Source organism: Streptomyces sp. NPDC127108 (assembly GCF_042677545.1).
Taxonomy (GTDB): Bacteria; Actinomycetota; Actinomycetes; order Streptomycetales; family Streptomycetaceae; genus Streptomyces.
Genome location: NZ_JBHXTE010000025.1, coordinates 83561 through 100998, shown reverse-complemented (window position 1 = coordinate 100998; position 17438 = coordinate 83561). Strand labels below are relative to the sequence as shown.

At 73.1% G+C, this 17438-nt stretch carries 16 protein-coding genes and 1 tRNA gene; 8 read left to right on the top strand and 9 right to left on the bottom strand.

The window, feature by feature from the left end; genetic code table 11:
• Positions 1-129: 129 nt before the first annotated feature.
• Together ACFVHO_RS22245 and ACFVHO_RS22240 are read right to left on the bottom strand one after the other, a co-directional pair.
• Positions 130-216 (bottom strand) — tRNA-Ser (locus tag ACFVHO_RS22245).
• A 51-nt stretch (positions 217-267) separates the two neighbouring features.
• A complete protein-coding gene (locus ACFVHO_RS22240; protein ID WP_385717175.1) occupies positions 268-1941 on the bottom strand; it encodes a S1C family serine protease in 1674 nt (557 codons plus the stop codon).
• Between the two features lie 198 nt (positions 1942-2139).
• Between ACFVHO_RS22240 and ACFVHO_RS22235 the strand changes: the two genes are divergently transcribed.
• From ACFVHO_RS22235 to ACFVHO_RS22225, 3 genes are all read left to right on the top strand, one after another.
• Positions 2140-2982: a glycerophosphodiester phosphodiesterase gene (locus ACFVHO_RS22235; protein WP_385717172.1), complete on the top strand. Its 843-nt coding sequence runs from the start codon at positions 2140-2142 to the stop codon at positions 2980-2982.
• 53 nt (positions 2983-3035) lie between these two features.
• Positions 3036-3662 (top strand): ATP-binding protein, encoded by a 627-nt coding sequence (locus tag ACFVHO_RS22230; protein WP_385717169.1) that lies wholly within the window; start codon positions 3036-3038, stop codon positions 3660-3662.
• 142 nt (positions 3663-3804) lie between these two features.
• Positions 3805-4791 (top strand): DUF5926 family protein, encoded by a 987-nt coding sequence (locus ACFVHO_RS22225; RefSeq protein WP_385717166.1) that lies wholly within the window; start codon positions 3805-3807, stop codon positions 4789-4791.
• 283 nt (positions 4792-5074) lie between these two features.
• On the opposite strand, the gene ACFVHO_RS22220 is transcribed toward ACFVHO_RS22225, so the two are convergent.
• Both ACFVHO_RS22220 and ACFVHO_RS22215 read right to left on the bottom strand, forming a co-directional pair.
• Positions 5075-5683, bottom strand: a complete 609-nt coding sequence (locus ACFVHO_RS22220) for a hypothetical protein (protein ID WP_385717163.1) — start codon at positions 5681-5683, stop codon at positions 5075-5077.
• Between the two features lie 54 nt (positions 5684-5737).
• Positions 5738-6556 (bottom strand): bifunctional DNA primase/polymerase, encoded by an 819-nt coding sequence (locus tag ACFVHO_RS22215; RefSeq protein ID WP_385717160.1) that lies wholly within the window; start codon positions 6554-6556, stop codon positions 5738-5740.
• A gap of 613 nt (positions 6557-7169) precedes the next feature.
• Between ACFVHO_RS22215 and ACFVHO_RS22210 the strand changes: the two genes are divergently transcribed.
• The 3 genes from ACFVHO_RS22210 to ACFVHO_RS22200 all read left to right on the top strand — a co-directional run bounded on the left by ACFVHO_RS22210 (position 7170) and on the right by ACFVHO_RS22200 (position 11626).
• Positions 7170-8627 (top strand): PP2C family protein-serine/threonine phosphatase, encoded by a 1458-nt coding sequence (locus tag ACFVHO_RS22210; protein ID WP_385717157.1) that lies wholly within the window; start codon positions 7170-7172, stop codon positions 8625-8627.
• Positions 8628-8702: 75 nt separating this feature from the next.
• The gene (locus tag ACFVHO_RS22205; protein WP_385717152.1) at positions 8703-10223 is read left to right on the top strand and encodes an aminopeptidase P family protein; all 1521 of its coding nucleotides are present in this window, start codon (positions 8703-8705) and stop codon (positions 10221-10223) included.
• Positions 10224-10396: 173 nt separating this feature from the next.
• Complete coding sequence (locus tag ACFVHO_RS22200) at positions 10397-11626, top strand: MFS transporter (protein WP_385717149.1); 1230 nt, start codon at positions 10397-10399, stop codon at positions 11624-11626.
• Between the two features lie 4 nt (positions 11627-11630).
• Here the strand turns inward: ACFVHO_RS22200 and ACFVHO_RS22195 are convergent, their stop codons facing one another.
• Positions 11631-12131, bottom strand: coding sequence for a carboxymuconolactone decarboxylase family protein (locus ACFVHO_RS22195; protein ID WP_385717146.1), 501 nt, complete (start codon positions 12129-12131; stop codon positions 11631-11633).
• A 41-nt stretch (positions 12132-12172) separates the two neighbouring features.
• Here ACFVHO_RS22195 and ACFVHO_RS22190 point away from each other — a divergent pair, with 41 nt between their 5' ends.
• The gene (locus ACFVHO_RS22190) at positions 12173-13651 is read left to right on the top strand and encodes a PLP-dependent aminotransferase family protein (RefSeq protein WP_385717143.1); all 1479 of its coding nucleotides are present in this window, start codon (positions 12173-12175) and stop codon (positions 13649-13651) included.
• Between the two features lie 57 nt (positions 13652-13708).
• On the opposite strand, the gene ACFVHO_RS22185 is transcribed toward ACFVHO_RS22190, so the two are convergent.
• A complete protein-coding gene (locus ACFVHO_RS22185; protein ID WP_385717140.1) occupies positions 13709-14143 on the bottom strand; it encodes a winged helix-turn-helix transcriptional regulator in 435 nt (144 codons plus the stop codon).
• Between the two features lie 105 nt (positions 14144-14248).
• Here ACFVHO_RS22185 and ACFVHO_RS22180 point away from each other — a divergent pair, with 105 nt between their 5' ends.
• Entirely contained in the window at positions 14249-15055 is an 807-nt protein-coding gene (locus tag ACFVHO_RS22180; protein WP_385717138.1) for an NAD(P)H-binding protein, read from the top strand.
• A gap of 46 nt (positions 15056-15101) precedes the next feature.
• Here ACFVHO_RS22180 and ACFVHO_RS22175 read toward each other — a convergent pair whose 3' ends face one another.
• The 3 genes from ACFVHO_RS22175 to fabG are packed head-to-tail and all read right to left on the bottom strand — an operon-like array spanning position 15102 to position 17417.
• Positions 15102-16262, bottom strand: coding sequence for a competence/damage-inducible protein A (locus ACFVHO_RS22175; RefSeq protein WP_385717135.1), 1161 nt, complete (start codon positions 16260-16262; stop codon positions 15102-15104).
• Positions 16263-16267: 5 nt separating this feature from the next.
• Entirely contained in the window at positions 16268-16708 is a 441-nt protein-coding gene (locus ACFVHO_RS22170) for a hypothetical protein (protein WP_385717132.1), read from the bottom strand.
• 1 nt (position 16709) lies between these two features.
• Positions 16710-17417, bottom strand: coding sequence for a 3-oxoacyl-ACP reductase FabG (fabG, locus tag ACFVHO_RS22165; RefSeq protein WP_385717129.1), 708 nt, complete (start codon positions 17415-17417; stop codon positions 16710-16712).
• Positions 17418-17438 lie beyond the last annotated feature (21 nt).

Below are 17438 nucleotides of genomic sequence, written 5' to 3'. Positions count from 1 at the left end.
ATTTTTTTTTGTCTCACCCCGGGGCTTGGCACGAATTTTTGAAATTGGGGACTGGGGGGCCCATTTGGGGGGGGTGACCCCCTACCCCCCCCCCCCCCCCGCCTCGCCAGGCCTCGCGGCCGGATTCTGCGGTGGGTGTGGGATTTGAACCCACGGTGACATCGCTGCCACGACGGTTTTCAAGACCGTTCCCTTAGGCCGCTCGGGCAACCCACCCCGCGCCGGTGGCCGGTGTTCGGCCGGTGGCGCGGGGTCAAGAGTAGCGGGTCAGCTGTCGCCCTTGCGTGCGCCCAGGACCACGTCGGCGGTGCGCTCCTTGCCGTCGCGCTCGTAGGTGATCTTGACGGTGTCGCCGGGGCGGTGGGTCCAGATCTGACCGATGAGGGTCGGGCCGCTGTCGATGACCGTGTCGTCCAGCTTCTTGATGACGTCGCCGGACTTGAGGCCCGCCTTGGCCGCCGGGCCGCCCGGCTCCACCGCGGCGCCGGAGTTGCCGGCGGCCCGGTCGGAGATGACCGCGCCGTCCGAGGTGTTCGCCAGGGAGACCGACGCGCCGATCACGGGGTACGTCGCCTCGCCCGTCTTGATCAGCTGCTGCGCCACGTTCTTCGCCTGGTTGACCGGGATCGCGAAGCCCAGGCCGATCGAGCCGGACTGGCCGCCGCCGCCCATGCCGCCGCTGTCGGCGGGCTTGATCGCGGAGTTGATGCCGATGACCGCGCCGCGGGCGTCCAGGAGCGGGCCGCCGGAGTTGCCCGGGTTGATGGACGCGTCGGTCTGCAGCGCGCTCATGTACGAACTCTTGCTGCTGCCGCCGTCGCTGGAGGTCACCGGGCGGTTCTTCGCGCTGACGATGCCGGTCGTGACCGTGTTCGACAGGCCGAAGGGGGCGCCGATGGCGATCGTGGAGTCGCCGACGGCCACCTTCTCGGAGTCGGCGAGCGGCAGCGGGGTGAGGTCCGAGGGCTTGTTCTTCAGCTTGATGACCGCGACGTCGTAGCCCTGGGCGCGGCCGACGACCTCGGCGTCGAACTTCTTGCCGTTCGAGAACGTCGCCGACAGCTTGCCGCCCTCGGCCGCGGACGCCACCACGTGGTTGTTGGTGAGGATGTGGCCCTGCTTGTCGTACACGAAGCCCGTGCCCGTGCCGCCCTCGCCGCTGCCGCTCTGGGCCTCGATGGTGACGACGCTCGGCAGCGCCTTGTTCGCGATGCCCGCCACCGAGCCGGGCTCCCGCTTGAGGTCGGCGGGGCTGTCCGACGCGGAGACCGTCGTCGAGTCCGTGCTGTCGTCGTCGTTGCGGTCCGCCGCCCAGAAGCCGAGGCCGCCGCCGACTCCGCCCGCGATCAGCGCCGCCGCGAGCACCGCCGCGACCAGGCCGCCACGCCGGGCACCCGGCTTCGGCGCGGCCGGCTGCTCCGCCGTCCAGGACGCGCCCCAGCCCGAGCCACCGGATCCGGCGCCGTCCTGTGCGTACGACGGCACGGCCGGGGGCGGGGGCGGCGGCCACGCGCCGGAGGGCGACGCGGCGGACGCGACGGGGGCGGGCTGCTGGCCGTACCCCGCGGCGGGCTGACCCGCCTGGGTGTACCCGGCCGCCGGTTGACCGGCGCCCGTCTGGCCCGCACCCACATGCCCGGCCGTGTGCGCGTACGGATCGGGGACGCTCGGCGCCGGGGTGGGCTCGGGCGCCGGAGCCGACGGGGGCGGGGTGCTCGCGGGAGCCTCCGCAGGGGCGGGCCCGGACGGGGCGGGTCCGGACGGGGTGGGCCCGGACGTGGCGGGCCCGGACGTGGCGGGCCCGGACGCGGCGGTCTGGTCCGCGGGTGGCGTCGGCGCCGGCGCCGGGGTTTCGGGGGCGGAAGCAGCGGGAGTGTCCACCGGCACGGGAGGTGCGGACGGGGCCGGGGGTACCTCAGTGCCCTCGTTCTCGGTGCTCACAGCTTCTTCTCCTCGGTCCACGCTGTCGTTACTCGGTCACGGCCTGAGAGCAGCAGACGATCGTTTCGGTTCACTTTTGTCTGCAGTCAGCTTTTCCCATGGGCTGTCAGGGCACCATAAGCCGATGCTGTGCGTTCACGGCGGGCGAAACCAACCCATACGGAAGGCGCAACCGGTCGGCGATGGCACGATGACGCGGTGACCCACGCACGACAGCCCCACATCCAGGTCGTCGCCCACCGCGGAGCCTCCGAGGACGCCCCGGAGCACACCCTGGCCGCGTACGAGAAGGCGGTCGAGGACGGCGCCGACGCCCTTGAATGCGACGTACGGCTCACCGCGGACGGCCATCTCGTCTGTGTGCACGACCGCCGCGTCAACCGCACCTCGAACGGCCGCGGCGCCGTCTCCGCCCTGGAGCTCGCCGACCTCGCCGCCCTCGACTTCGGCTCCTGGAAGAACGGCGGCGACCCCGGGGACGGCGAGGGACCCGACTGGGACGAGGGGAAGGACCCCTCCGACTCCAGGAACACCTCCGTGCTCACCCTGGAACGGCTCCTTGAGCTGGTGGCCGAAAACAATGCCTCGGGGCGCCGCGTCCAGCTCGCCATCGAGACCAAGCACCCCACCCGCTGGGCGGGCCAGGTCGAGGAGCGGCTGCTGCACCTCCTGAAGCGCTTCGGCCTCGACGCGCCGCCCGCCGACGGCCCCTCGCCCGTCCGCGTCATGAGTTTCTCGGCGCGTTCGCTGCACCGCGTGCGTGCCGCGTCCCCGACGCTGCCGACCGTCTATCTGATGCAGTTCGTCTCGCCCCGCCACCGCGACGGCCGGCTCCCTCAGGGCGTACGGATCGCGGGCCCGGGGATCCGGATCGTACGCAACCACCCCGGGTACGTCGCCAAGCTCAAGCGGGCCGGGCACCAGGTGCACGTGTGGACCGTGAACGAGCCCGCGGACGTCGAGCTGTGCGCCCGGCTCGGCGTGGACGCGATCATCACCAACCGCCCGAAGCAGGTGCTGTCCCAACTCGGCCGCGCCTGACGCCCATTACGGGGAGTGCACCGGCGCGTTCGGTGCGTATTCGACCGTGTCGAGTGCGTCACCATCGCGGTGTTGGCCGGTTTCCGGTCCAGTCCATTGGGGCATTCACACCGTGGCGTGGGGCAAAGGAGGTCTCGGGGGTGGCGTTTGTGGTGGCACAGGAGGTGCCCACGTCGTCGAGCATGGCCGTACCCCATGGTCCTGCGGGCGTGGGAGAAGCCAGACACCGGATGCGCGATCAACTGCGCGGCAGCGGGGTGTCGGAGTCGGTCATCGACGATGCCGTACTGATCCTTTCCGAACTCCTCAGCAACGCCTGCCGGCACGGCAGGCCGCTGGGCGAGGGGCTCAACGGGGACGGCGACGACGGAGACGTGCGCGCGGCGTGGCGCGTCGAGAAGACCGGCCGGCTCACGGTCGAGGTGACGGACGGCGGCGGCCCGACCCGCCCGATTCCGGCCACTCCTTCGGTCACGGCCCACGGCGGCCGCGGTCTCAACATCATCACCGCCCTCGCCGAGGCCTGGGGAGTCCGCGACGACACCCGCGGTGAGGTCACCGTCTGGGCCCTGGTGCAGTCCGGGCACGACCACGAGGACTTCGCTACGCGCGTCGCCGCGCCGTCGGCGGCCGCGATATCCGACCTCGGCTTCGCGGACCCCTTCGACGACGTGGACTGACGCCGTGGACCGACGGGGACCAGCGGGCCGCGCCCGCCCTCCCGAGCCGCTCCCGGCGCGCACCCGGTCCCCCGGGCACCCGACGGCGAACGGCTAGGCTCGCGCCCGTACGCAAGCGAGCCGTAACCGGGAGACACCCACGATGGCCAAGAAGCGCCCGCAGACCAAGGGCAACCAGGGCAGCAAGGGCAAGCAGCCGCAGCTCAAGGACCACGAGGTTCCGGTCGTCGGCGCCCGGGAACCCTGCCCCTGCGGTTCGGGCCGCCGGTACAAGGCCTGCCACGGCCGGGCCGCCGCGCACGCCGTGACCGAGCTGGTGCAGCGCCCCTTCGACGGCCTGCCCGGCGAGTGCGACTGGGTGGCCCTGCGCGAGCTGGTGCCCGCCGCGACCGTCGAGCTCACCCTGAAGGACGGCCTGCCCGAGGGCGTGCCCTCCGTGACCCTCGCGACCGTCCTGCCGATGGCCTGGCCCGCGCTGCGCCGCGACGACGGCTCGGTGCTGCTCGGCCTGCAGAACGACACCTCCTCCGGCGACATCAGCCGCGACCTCGCCGACACCCTCCAGCGCGCCCTCACCACCGAGCCCGGCCAGCCGGTCCCCGGCCGCCGCGCGGTATCCGGCGACGGTCCCCGCCTGCAGGAGCTCATCGACGAGAAGAGCGCCTTCGAGCCGGTCGTGCACCCGGGCTTCGAGTTCTGGGTGCCGGACGCGGAGAACGCCACTCCGGAGGTGTCGGCGTCCCTGGAGCGGGCGAACGCCGCCGCCATCCCGACGGTCAAGCTCTCCGGCGTGGACGCCGCCTACTGGTGCGAGACGCCGGAGAAGAACCACCTGCGCTGGGTCATGCCGCACCCCGAGGAGCAGCTCCTCGACGCGCTCGCCCGGCTGCACGCGGCCGGTGCGTCGAGCCTCGGCGAGGGCACCCGCCTTGTCGGCTCCTTCCGCGCGCACGGTCTGACGGTGCCGGTGTGGGACCTGCCGAGCGGAATGGGGGCCGGCGACATCGAGCAGCCCGCCGCCGAGTTCGCGTCGCGCCTCGCGACGGCGCTCGCGGCGACGGAGCCGCTGACCCCGGAAGAGCGGAGGGCGCGCGGCGGCCTCACCAACCGGCAGGTCACTCTCAGCTGACCTACCGGGGCCTCGGACGCCGTGGTGCGCGACCGGTCCGCACTGACCCACCAGTCAGTCGGAACGGAATGCGTGACTCCCGTCACAACTCCCCTTGGACACAGGTAAATCCCTGTCCGGATAACTGAGATCGAATTTGCCAAGCGCCGATCTCTTGTTACCGTTCAGGTAGCCCGGTTGCTGGTGCATCCCCCGTCGCCAGCAACCGGGCGTTTCTGTGCCCGGTGCACACCCGGTGTCCGTTCAGCGGTGAACGACCGTCCCAACTGCACCGGGACATCGCTCAGTTGCTGCCGGAGCGCAGCAGCAGCGCAGCTCCGTCCGCACGGGCGAACTCCGCCACCGCCGTGTACCGCGCCGCCGTTCCCGCCGTGCGCTCACGGGGCGTCTCGCACGCCGCAGGCTCGTCGTCGGCGCCCACCGCGCAGTGCATCTGCACGGTGCGTCCCTTCGGCCCCATGACGCTCAGAACGGCCTTCAGTGCCTCACCCGTGGCGTTGCGGTAGTAGGTACGCGCCCAGGTGTCGTCGGCCTGGGACAGGACGCAGGTCTGGGCCTCCACGCCGTGGGGCGACGAGAGTTCGGGACCGCACCGGGCGGTGGTCTCGCGCGGGGGCGCCGCGTCGGGCGCGGGGCGCGCGGGAGCGGCCCGGTCACCGGGCTTGTCCTGCGGCCGGGACGACGGCGGGGAGGAGCGCGGGGACGACGGCCGGGACGCGGGGTCGGCAGGCTCCCGGGGCGACTGCCCGGCGGGCAGCGCCCCGGCGGGGCGCTTCGCGTCGTCGTGGAGCACGGGTCCCGCGGAGGCGCCGGCGAGCGGCACGAGCACCGCGACGGCCACGACTCCCAGGAGCGCGAGCAGGCGGGGGTTCACGGCCGGGCGCGGGTGCATGGCCCGAAGATAACGACGATGGGCACGCGGAGCGTTCACCGCGCGCCCGACGCCCTACAACTCGGGGGCGCTCACACCCGTACGAGTGAGCGCGTCCACCACCGCGTCGACCACGGCCTCGACGTCGGGCACCCAGGGCGCGGACGAGCCGGGCAGCGGCGCCTGCTCCCAGCGGACCTGGCCCTGGCCCGTCTCGGACGGCGGCAGCGCCACGTACCCGCCGTCGCCGTGGAACCGCAGCGAGCCCGGGACCCAGTCCTTGGCGTACAGGAGAGCGCCCAACTGCTCCATCGAGTACGGCGCGACGAGGATGAAGACGCGAGCCGGGGTGGCCACGACCGGGCCGGTCCTGACGCCCGCTTCGTCGAGTGCGGCCAGGGCGCGCGCGCCGGCCACCGCGGGCAGGCTCACGGCGCACGGGGCGCGTCCGCCGGTGGCGAGGAGCACCGGTGCGCCGGGGCGGTTGGTCCACCACCAGCGCACCATGCGCTCGTCGGTCGTCGCGGCGAGCAGGCCCGGGTCCAGCGGATGGGCGCCGGGGAAGCCGCACTCGGGGTCGGGACAGGCGCAGCGCGCGGCGGTGTCGCGCGGGGTGGGCGTGCCGGTGCCGCGTGCGTTCTTTCTGGTGCCCTTGCCGGTCCTCTTGCGGGTGTCGCCCTGCCGGTCGCCGGCCTCGCCCCGCCGGTCGCCGTCGGTGTCGAGGGTGCCGAGACCCCGCCTGACCTGGCTGTCGATGCCGACGCCCGGCAGTACGGGCCAGCGCCACTCGGTCGCGAAGGTGATGGCCGCGCCGAGCAGAGCGGGACTCTGGTCAGACTTCCTACCGATTCGCCAGGACAGGAGCCTGCGTCGCCTTCCGAGGATCTCGCGCATGAGCGCTCGTTCCTTTCCGTTACACGCAGAGGGACACTTCGGGCCACATCACACCATGTGTGGATCACTATCGACGTGCGTACGAGGTGCGCGTACTGGTGCATGCAAGTGCGTACAGGTGCGTACAAGCTGGCGCATCACACCCCAGCCTGCGGCATGGGGCTCCCCTATGGGCCGAGCGTTGACGTGGCGTGGGGTGGCGGCGCCTGGCGTTTGCCGTCCCGCGTAATTCTTGCCGCCCGTGCCGCGGGAGGATGGGGCACGGCCGCCGTGGGTTAAGACGCCCGGGTCGGCCACCAGGTTCCGGGCGTCCCGCAACTGCCCCTGGCCATCACCGAGTACGTACCCATCGCAACCGCTGTGACGCTCCTTCGAACAATGTCAGTCGACCGCAATATGCCGTTCCCTGCAACAGTTTTCAGACAAGTTCTCAAGATCGCTGCTAGTTCCCGGAATTCACTCTCGTCCCACTGGACACCAGGAATCCCTGCAGGACAATGCTGGACATCCCCTCTCCACTGCGTGTAGATGTGGAGGCATTGCTAGCGGCGCAGAATGACAGGGGGTTTGCGATGCTATTGAGCAATACACGCTGGCCGGAAAGCCGTCAGCCATGAACGCCCCGCACCTCCCGAAAGTGGCCGGAATCGATTCCACTGTTCCGCCACCGGCCCACACTGCCCCGTGCGCCCAGGGAGCCCCTGCCGCCTCCGGCGCCCAGAGCGCCCCAGGAGCACTGATCCAGGACCGCCTGGCCGGCTGGGTCTCCGACCTCACCACGCTGCACGAACTCACGGAACGCCTGTCCCGCACGGCCGCACTCGACGGCGCACTCGGCGAACTCCTGCGCGCCGGAGCCGCCCTCGTCGGCGCCCGCCGCGGCCTCGTCGTCCTGGAGCCCGCCGACGGCCTCGGCCCCACCACCACCGTCGGCCTCGGCCTGGCCCGCGCCGACCTCGGCCATCTGGAGACGGTGCCGCGCGCCGCCACCTCGTTCGGACGCCTCCTCGACGCCACCGCCGGTGCCATCCCCGGCGTGCCGGATTCCGCGCCCACCGCCAAGACCGCGCCCCCCGCCGCGGCCCCCGTCACCGAGATCGTGCAGCCCGACCTCCTCGCCGACGAGGCCCTCGACCCCCGCCACCGCGAGGTCGCCGTCCGCCTCGGGTACGCCGCGAGCTACGCCCTGCCGCTGCTCACCGACACGGCGGGCCGCGTCGGCGCGGTGGTCTGGCTGTACGACGAGCCCGCCGAACCGGCCGAGCGGCAGCGGCACCTCATCGGCCGCTACCTCCAGTACGCCACCGAGCACCTGGCGCGCCTGGTGGAACTGGACCGCGCCCGCTCCACCACCGCGACCCTGCGCACGGAACTGCTGCCTCCGCGCCTCCCGCGCGTCCCCGGAGTGCAGCTCGCGGCCCGGCACGGCACCGGCCCGCGCGGCGGCGGCGACTGGTTCGACGCGCTGCCCCTGCCGGACGCGGCGCTCGGCCTCGCCGTCGGCTCCGTCACCGGGTCCGGGCCGAGCGCGGTCGCCGCGATGGGACGGCTGCGGGCCTCCTTGCGGGCGTACGCGGTGATGGAGGGCGAGGACCCCGTCGCCGTCCTTTCGGACCTGGAGCTGCTGCTCCGCCTCACCGAGCCCGCGCGGTCGGCGACGGCGCTCTTCGCGTTCTGCGAGCCCGCCCTGCGCAAGATCGTCCTCGCCGGGGCCGGGCACAGCCCGCCGCTGATCGTCGGGGAGCGGCGCACGGAGTTCGTGGAGACGTCCCTCTCGGCTCCGCTCGGCATGCTCGCCTGCTGGGAGGCGCCCAGCGTGGACATCCGCCCGGAGCCAGGAGAAACGCTGCTTCTCTATACGGACGGCCTTCTGCAGCGCACCGGCGACGCCATGGACCGGGCTTTCGCGCGGCTGCACGCGGCCGCCGCGAGCGTGCCGAAGGCGGCCCGCGACGACCCCGGGGAGATCGCCGACCACGTGCTGCGCACGGTCCTGCCGGAGGGCCTGGACGGCCCGGCCGCGGCGGCGAGCGAGGAGGACGTGGTGCTGCTCGCGGCACGCTTCGAGTGACGCGGCGCGCACGGCCCGTGAGCCTTCGCGGTGACAGGTCTTCCGCCCCTGGGCCTCCTTACGTACGACCGTACGATGGAGGGGGTCCAGAGTCGTACAGAGCCGTCAATCAGGAGGCAGACCGTGTCGGACGCCCTCAACCCGGAGACCCCGGAAGAGCTGGTGGAGACCGAAGAAGAGCCGATCAAGCAGCGCAAGAACGGCCTCTACCCCGGTGTCTCCGACGAGCTCGCCGAGAGCATGAAGTCGGGCTGGGCCGACACCGAGCTGCGCGACCTGGAGCCGATCGAGCAGGCCGGGCACACCGCCGCCCGCCGCGCCGCGCTCTCCGCGCGCTTCCCCGGCGAGCGTCTGGTCGTCCCCGCGGGCAACCTGAAGACCCGCTCGAACGACACGGAGTACGCCTTCCGCGCCTCCGTCGAGTACGCCTACCTCACCGGCGACCAGACGGAGGACGGCGTCCTCGTCATGGAGCCGAGGCGGACCGGCGGCCACGACGCGACGATCTACCTGCTTCCGCGCTCCAACCGTGAGAACGGCGAGTTCTGGCTCGACGGCCAGGGCGAGCTGTGGGTCGGCCGCCGCCACTCCCTGACCGAGGCCGGGAAGCTGTACGGCATCCCCGCCGCCGACGTCCGCGAGCTGACCGGCAAGCTGCGCGAGGCCACCGGGCCCGTCCGCGTCGTCCGCGGCTTCGACGCCGGGGTCGAGGCGGCCCTGACCGACAAGGTCACCGCCGAGCGCGACGAGGAGCTGCGCGTCTTCCTCTCCGAGGCCCGCCTCGTCAAGGACGAGTTCGAGGTCCGTGAGCTGCAGAAGGCCGTGGACTCCACGGTGCGCGGCTTCGAGGACGTCGTGAAGGTCCTCGACAAGGCCGAGGCGACCTCCGAGCGCTACATCGAAGGCACGTTCTTCCTGCGCGCCCGCGTCGAGGGCAACGACATCGGCTACGGCTCCATCTGCGCCGCGGGCCCGCACGCCACCACCCTGCACTGGGTGCGCAACGACGGCGCCGTCCGCTCCGGCGAGCTGCTCCTGCTCGACGCGGGCGTGGAGACGCACACGTACTACACCGCGGACGTCACCCGCACGCTGCCGATCAACGGCCGCTTCGACGCGCTGCAGAAGAAGATCTACGACGCCGTGTACGAGGCCCAGGAGGCCGGCATCGCGGCGGTCAAGCCGGGTGGCAAGTACCGCGACTTCCACGACGCCGCCCAGCGCGTGCTCGCCGAGAAGCTGGTCGAGTGGGGCCTCGTCGAGGGCCCCGTCGAGCGCGTCCTCGAGCTCGGTCTGCAGCGCCGCTGGACGCTGCACGGCACCGGTCACATGCTCGGCATGGACGTGCACGACTGCGCCGCCGCCCGCACCGAGACCTACGTGGACGGCACGCTCGAGCCCGGCATGTGCCTGACCGTCGAGCCCGGTCTGTACTTCCAGGCGGACGACCTGACGGTGCCCGAGGAGTACCGGGGCATCGGCGTGCGCATCGAGGACGACATCCTCGTCACCGAGGACGGCAACCGGAACCTTTCCGCTGCGCTGCCTCGACGGTCGGACGAGGTCGAGCTGTGGATGGCCAAGCTGAAGAGCTGACCCAGGGCGTGGGCGCGGCAGATCGCGCTCCGCGCTCGTCCTCAAGCGCCGGACAGGCTGGAACCAGCCCGTCCGGCGCTTTTCGCTGCTCAGGGGAAGCGCCGAATTGGCCCATGAACTGATGCGGAAAGTGGACCACTTGAGGGGTCCAGTGGCTTCCTAATGTTCGGGGCATGACGTCACCCCGGCTCCTTCCCGCCCGCGGGCCCCTGCGGCTCCTTGCCCTCGCCCAGCTGAGCAACTCCGTGGGCGACGGCGCGTACTACGTCACGTCCGCCCTCTACTTCACGCACGTCGTCGGGCTCGCCCCTGCGCGGATCGGGCTCGGGCTCACCCTCGCGTGGGCCGTCGGGTCCGTGGTGGGGGTGCCGCTCGGGCGGCTCGCCGACCGGCGCGGGCCGCGCGGCACGGCGGTCCTCCTCGCCCTCGCGACCGGTGCCGCCGTCGCGTCCTTCCTCGTCGTCCGCGACTTCGTGCCGTTCGTGGCCGCCGCCCTCGTGTACGCCACCGCCCAGTCGGGCCTCTCCGCGGCACGCCAGGCGCTGCTCGCCGGGCTCGTCAGCAAGGAGGAGCGCACCGGGCTGCTCGCCCACCTCCAGTCCACGCTGAACGCGGGGCTCGCGGTGGGCGCCGGGCTCGGCGGCATCGCGCTGCACCTCGGCAGCCGGGCCGCGTACCTCTCGGTGTTCGCGCTGGACGCCGCCGGGTTCGTGGTGTGCGCCGCGGTGCTGTGGCGGCTGCCCGCCGTCGCGCCGACGGCGGCGGTGGCGGGCGAGCGGCTCGCGGTGCTCAGGGACCGGCCGTACGCGCTCGTCACGCTGCTCAACACCGTGCTCCTGATGCGGATGCCGCTGCTCAGCCTCGGCATCCCGCTGTGGCTCACCGAGCGCACGGACGCCCCCGCGTGGCTGGTCTCGGCGCTGTTCGTCCTCAACACCCTTGGCGTCATGGCCTTCCAGGTGCCTGCGGCCCGGTCGGTCTCCGGGATCCCGACGGCGGTGCGGGCCGTGCGCAGGTCCGGCGTGCTGATGCTGGCCGCGTGCGCGGTGTTCGCCCTCTCGGCCGCCGCGGGCGGACCGTGGACGGCCGCCTCGGTGCTCGTCGCCGCATCCGTGGTGCTGCTCGCCGCCGAGATGCTGCAGTCCGCCGGTTCCTGGCAGCTCGGCTTCGACCTGGCACCCACCGGACGCGTCGGCGAGTACCAGGGCTTCTTCGGCACCGGAGTCACCGTCGCCCGCACCCTCGGCCCCCTGATCCTCACCACGCTCCTGGTGGAGTGGGGGGCGCCGGGGTGGCTACTGCTCGGCGGGGTGATTCTGGTGGCGTCGTACGCGATGGGGCCTGCGGTGCGGTGGGCGGACCGCGCGGGGGACGGTTCCGCCCCCGCGGCTCGGACGGCCTGACCGTTCAGGAGCCCTCGCGCTCGTCCGTCCCGGCCACCTTCGCCGTGCTGAGGGCGATCCGGTTCCACGTGTTGATCGCGAGGATCAGAGCGATCACCTGGGCCAGCTCGGCCTCGTCGAAGTGCGCGGCCGCCTCGGCGTACGCGGCGTCCGGGACACCGGCGTCGGCGACCAGAGTGACCGCGTCCGTCAGGGCGAGAGCGGCCTGCTCCTTGGCGGAGTAGAAGTTCCTGGCCTCGCGCCAGACGGCGACCAGGTGCAGCCGGTCCTCGCTCTCGCCCGCCTTGCGCGCGTCGTTGGTGTGCATGTGCAGGCAGTACGCGCAGCCGTTGAGGTGCGAGGCGCGGATCTGGATCAGCTCGACGAGGGCCGGGTCGAGTCCGGCGCGGGCGGCGGCGTCCAGGCCGATGACAGCCTTGAAGACCTTCGGCGCGGTCTTGGCGAAGTCGATGCGGGCAACGGGCTCGTGGGACACAGTGTGCGTCGTGTTGTTCGTCATGACCATGAATCTACGGCGGTCAAAGACCACGGGTAGGGTGCATTTCCATGGCGGAATCCTGGGTCAATTCGGCGGAGCGCATCGGCAGTGACCTGCACCTGGAGCTGTCCGGCGGCGGCAGCCGCAGAGCCGCGCTCATCCGCGCGCTGCGCGCCGCCGTGCAGGACGGACGCCTCGCCCCCGGCACCCGCCTGCCCCCGTACCGCTCCCTGGCCGCCGACCTCGGCATCGCCCGCAACACCGTCGCCGACGCCTACGCCGAACTCGTCGCCGAGGGCTGGCTGACCGCCCGGCAGGGCTCGGGCACCCGTGTGGCCGAGCGCACCGCGCCCCCGCCCCGCGTCCGGGTGCCCAAGCGCTCGCCGAGCGTCCCCGCGAAGCCCGCGCACAACCTCGTCCAGGGCCAGCCGGACGCCGGTTCCTTCCCCCGCGCCGCCTGGCTCGCCGCCGCCCGCCGCGCGCTGACCGCCGCGCCCAACGAGGCCTTCGGGCCCGGCGATCCACAGGGCCGGATCGAGCTGCGCCGGGCGCTGGCCTCCTACCTGGCGCGGGTGCGGGGGACCCGGACAGATCCTGACCGGATCGTGGTGTGCTCCGGTTTCGCTCATGCGCTGCGGCTGCTGTTCGGCGGGCCCGGGGGCGGCATGGGCGGCGCGGTGCTGCGCGGACCCGCCGCCGTGGAGGCGTACGGACTCGGTTTCCACCGCTCGATCCTGGACGCGGCGCGCGTCCGTACGTGGCCCCTGACCCTCGACGAACACGGCGCCCGCATCGAGGAGTTGGCGGACGTACCGGGGCCCGTGCGGGCGGTGCTGCTCACGCCCGCGCACCAGTTCCCCACCGGCGGCCCGCTGCACCCCGCGCGCCGCAGCGCCGTCGTCGACTGGGCCCGCACGCACGGCGGTCTGATCCTGGAGGACGACTACGACGGCGAGTTCCGCTACGACCGGGAGCCCGTCGGCGCCGTCCAGGGCCTCGACCCCGAACGCGTCGTGTACGTCGGGTCGGTGAGCAAGAGCCTGTCGCCCGCCGTGCGCATCGGCTGGATGGTCCTTCCGGAGCATCTGGTCGGCGCGGTCGTCGCCGCCAAGGGCGAGCGGGAGGCCTGGGTGAGCGTCCTCGACCAGCTCACCCTCGCCGACCTCATCGACTCGGGCCACTACGACCGGCACATCCGCCGCATGCGCCAGCGCTACCGGCGCCGCCGCGACCACCTCGTCACCACCCTCGCCGAACGCGCCCCGCACATCACCGTCACCGGCATCGCAGCCGGGCTGCACGCCGTGCTGCGGCTGCCGCCCGGCGCGGAGGCGTCCGCCGTGAAGGCCGCCGCGTGGCAGGGCGTCGGCCTGGAGGGCCTGGCCGGCTACCGGCACCCGGCGGCGACCGCGCACGCGCCGGACGGCCTGGTGGTCGGGTACGCGACACCGCCCGAGCACGGGTACGCGGCGGCGATCGAGGCGCTGTGCCGGGTGCTGCCGCCAGCGGCGGAGGAAGAGGAAGAAGAGGAGGGTGGCGGGGGCTGAGGCGGGCAGGGCATGAGGGGCCGGGCCCGAGGCAGGGCGGGGCCCCGCCGGGGGCCGCTAGGCGTCGGCCGCGGACCGCGCGTCGTACTCCTCCCGCGCCTCCGCGATCGCCGGGCGGTGGGCGATCGACCAGTCCGCGAGGGACTTCACGAGGTGGGTGAGGCTGTGGCCCATCTCCGTCAGCTCGTACTCGACCTGCGGCGGGATCGTGGGGTGCACGGTGCGCTTCACGAGGCCGTCGCGCTCCAGGCGGCGCACCGTCAGGGTGAGCATGCGCTGCGAGATGCCGCCGTGGATACGGCGCTGGAGCTCCTTGAACCGCAGGACTCCGGAGGCGAGTTCGACCACTACGTAGACCGACCACTTGTCGCCGAGCCGGTCCAGGACGTCCCGGACGCCGCACTCGTCCTGCGGCGTCTCGCACTGGATCACCGGCTCGCCCGCCACCACCGCGGCCTGCGGGGTGGTTACCGCCGTGTGCCCTGCTGACATCAAAGTGCCTCCTTACGTGAGCGTCCGCCGCCGATCACGATGGTCCCGGGCCCGGTGACCACCACCGCCCGCTCCAGGAAACCAGAACCACGGGGGAACACACCCATGCTCATGATCACCGGCGCCACCGGCGCACTCGGCAGGCTCGTCACCGCCCGCCTCGCCCACCGCGACGACGTCGTCATCGGCACCCGCGCCCCGGCCCCCGGGCAGCGCCGCGTCGACTTCGACGACCCGTCGTCCCTGGACTTCACCGGCGTCGACACCCTGCTCGTCATCTCGGCCGGTGCCGCCGAGGACGACATCGTCGCCGCCCGCCACGAGGCCGTGATCTCCGCCGCCGAGAAGGCGGGCGTCGGCCACCTCGTCTACACCAGCCTCAGCGGCGACGGCGACCACCTCACGTACGCCCTCGCCCACCGCTGGACCGAGCGCAGGCTGCGCCGCTCCACGCTGAACTGGACGGTCCTCCGCAACGGCCTGTACGCGGAGTTCCTCGCCGCGATCGCCGCCCCGGGCCCCGACGGCACCGTCGCCGCGCCCCTCGGCGACGGCCGCCTCGCCGCCGTGGCCCGCGAGGACCTCGCCGACGTCGCCGTCCGCGTCGCCACCGACCCGGCCCCGCACGCGGGCCGCACCTACGAACTCGTCGGCGAACAGGCCCTGGGCGGCGCCGACCTGGCCGCGGCGGTCGAAGGACGCTACGAACCCGGCACCCTCGCCGCGACCCGCGACGCCGTCGCCGCGTCCGGCGACGCCCTGCCCTTCCAGGTGCCGATGCTCCTGAGCACCTACTCGGCGATCGCGGGCGGCTTCCTGGACGGCACGTCGGTCACGGACAACCAGCTGCGCGCGCTGCTCGGCCGGGCGCCGCGGTCGGCCCTTGAGGTGTACGCGGCGACGGTGCGGTGAACCGGACCGTCCGCCTCAGGCCTCCCCGTTTCCGGGTTCCACGTCCTCAGGCCCCGCCGCTTCCGGATTCCGCGTCGAGTGCGCGCAGGACGGACCAGGCGATGAACTCGGCTGCCCCGTCGAGCACTTCGGGGCCGAGGTTGGGCTCGTCGAGCTGATACGTGTGCGTGGCCGGGCCGAGGGTGACCCGGCAGCGCATGGCGACGGAGCCGCGGTGGTCGGTCGGCGAGCCGGTGTGCCAGGTGCCGGTGGCCGTGACCGTGATCCCGGCGGGGTCGCCGTCGGCTTCCCCGGCTCTCCCGGCTTCCGGGGCGAGGTCCTCGTACCACCGCTGGAAGCGGCCGTGCGACAGGCTGTCGTCGAGGGTCAGCCGCACAGAGGCGCCCCCGTCCGGTGCCGCAAGCCGCTCCCTGGCGCTCCTGCCGTCCCGGCTGACCACATGACCCGCCAGGGCCTCCCCGATCTCCCCGATCAGTTCGGTGAGCGTGGCCGCCGTGTCGGACCGCTCGGCGCCGCCGTGCAGGGTGACGTCGACGTATGGATAGCGCCAGCAGTAGCCCGCCGTCGCGCGTGCACCCGGCGCGGCCTTCAGGACGGCGTCGATCCGGGCGGCGACCTCCGGCTCGGGCAGGCCCATGGTCCGCCACCGCTGGTCGGCCGTCGCGGTCGGACGCGCGCCGACGCCGTCCAGCGCCGCGTCGAGCATGGGCAGGCACTCCTTCGGCGGCCCCGGGAGCAGCACCACATGGCGGCCGCCGACGGTCACCCTGGCGCCCCATGCGGTGCCGTGGGCGTTGGGCAACAGGACGCTGCCCGAAGGGAATTGGGCCTGGCGGCGGTTGTCGGGGTGGACCTCGATCCGCAGTTCCTCCAGGCGGCGGCACACCGCGTCCCACGCTTCCTGGCGGTCCTCCATGTCGCGGCCGAGCGCGTGGCCGACGGCGAACCGCGTGACGTCGTCCGAGGTGGGGCCGAGGCCGCCGATCACGAGGACGAGCCACGCCTGGCCGAGGCCGTGGACGACGGCGTCGCTGATGGCCTGCCGGTCGTCGGCGACGGTGTGCCGGGAGCGGGTGGCGATGCCGTGCGCGGTGAGTCTGCGGCTGGCCTCGGTGCCGTTGGTGTCGGCGATCTCACCGCGGAGCAGTTCGTCGCCCACGGTGATCACACAGGCCGTACGGGGGGCGAGCGTCAGAGGTTCGAGCATGGGGTTCACCTTCGGGCTGGCAGGGGCTCGGGCTGGAAGGGGCTCGGGCAGGTCAGGGGCTGGGACTGATCAAGGGCGGGCTCGGGGCGCAGCGCGGCCGTGACGAGCCGGGCGACCTCGGCGGCCGACGCCGGGTTCTGACCGGTCACCAGGCGCTGGTCGAGCACGGCGTGTTCGTGGAAGTCCGGCCCGGTGGAGATGAGGGCGCCGCGCTCGGCGAGGGTGCTCTCCAACGCGAACGGCACGACCTCGTCGAGGCCGACGGAGGCCTCCTCGGCGTCGCTGAAGCAGGTGAGCCGCTTCCCCGCCACCAGCGGGGAAGTCCCACATCGTCCCGTGGCCACCGGCGAAGTGCGGGCGACGACCGGGGCGGCGAGGTTGACGCCCTCCTCCCTCGGCGCGTGGCCGCCCCGCACCGATCTGCGTGCTGCGGGAGTACCGGGCACGTCACACCCCCGCGCTCAACCCGCCGTCGATCGTCAGCACCGAGCCGTTGACGGTCGCGGCCGCCTCGCTCGCGAGGTACACGACCGACCGCGCGATCTCGTCCGGCTCCGTGGCCCGGCCGCTCGCGGTGCGGGCGAGGATCGCCCGCTGCCGCTCCTCGGACAGGACCGCCGTCATGTCGGACGTGACGAGTCCGGGCGCGACGACGTTCGCGGTGATGCCGCGCGGTCCCAGCTCCCGGGCGATGGACCGGGCGAGCCCCACCAGACCCGCCTTGGACGCGGCGTAGTTCGCCTGGCCCGCGCCGCCGGTCGCGCCGACGACCGAGGAGATGAAGACGATGCGGCCCCGGCGGGCCCGCAGCATCCGCCGGGAGGCGCGCCGGGCGACCCGGAAGGCCCCGCCGAGGTTGGTGTCGACGACCGAGGTGAACGCCTCGTCGCTCATCAGCGGCAGCAGCGTGTCCTGGGTGATCCCCGCGTTGGCGACCAGGATCTCCACCGGCCCGTGTGCCGCCTCCACCTCGCTGAACGCGGCGTCGACCTGCTCGGTGCTCGTCACGTCGCACTCCACGGCGAGCAGCCCGGTGTCGGACGGCGGGCCGCTGCGGTAGGTGACGGCCACGCGGTCGCCCTCCGCTGCGAAGGCGCGGGCGATGGCCAGGCCGATGCCCCGGTTGCCGCCGGTGATCAGGACGGAACGACTCACTGCTTGGTCCTTGTCAGGTAT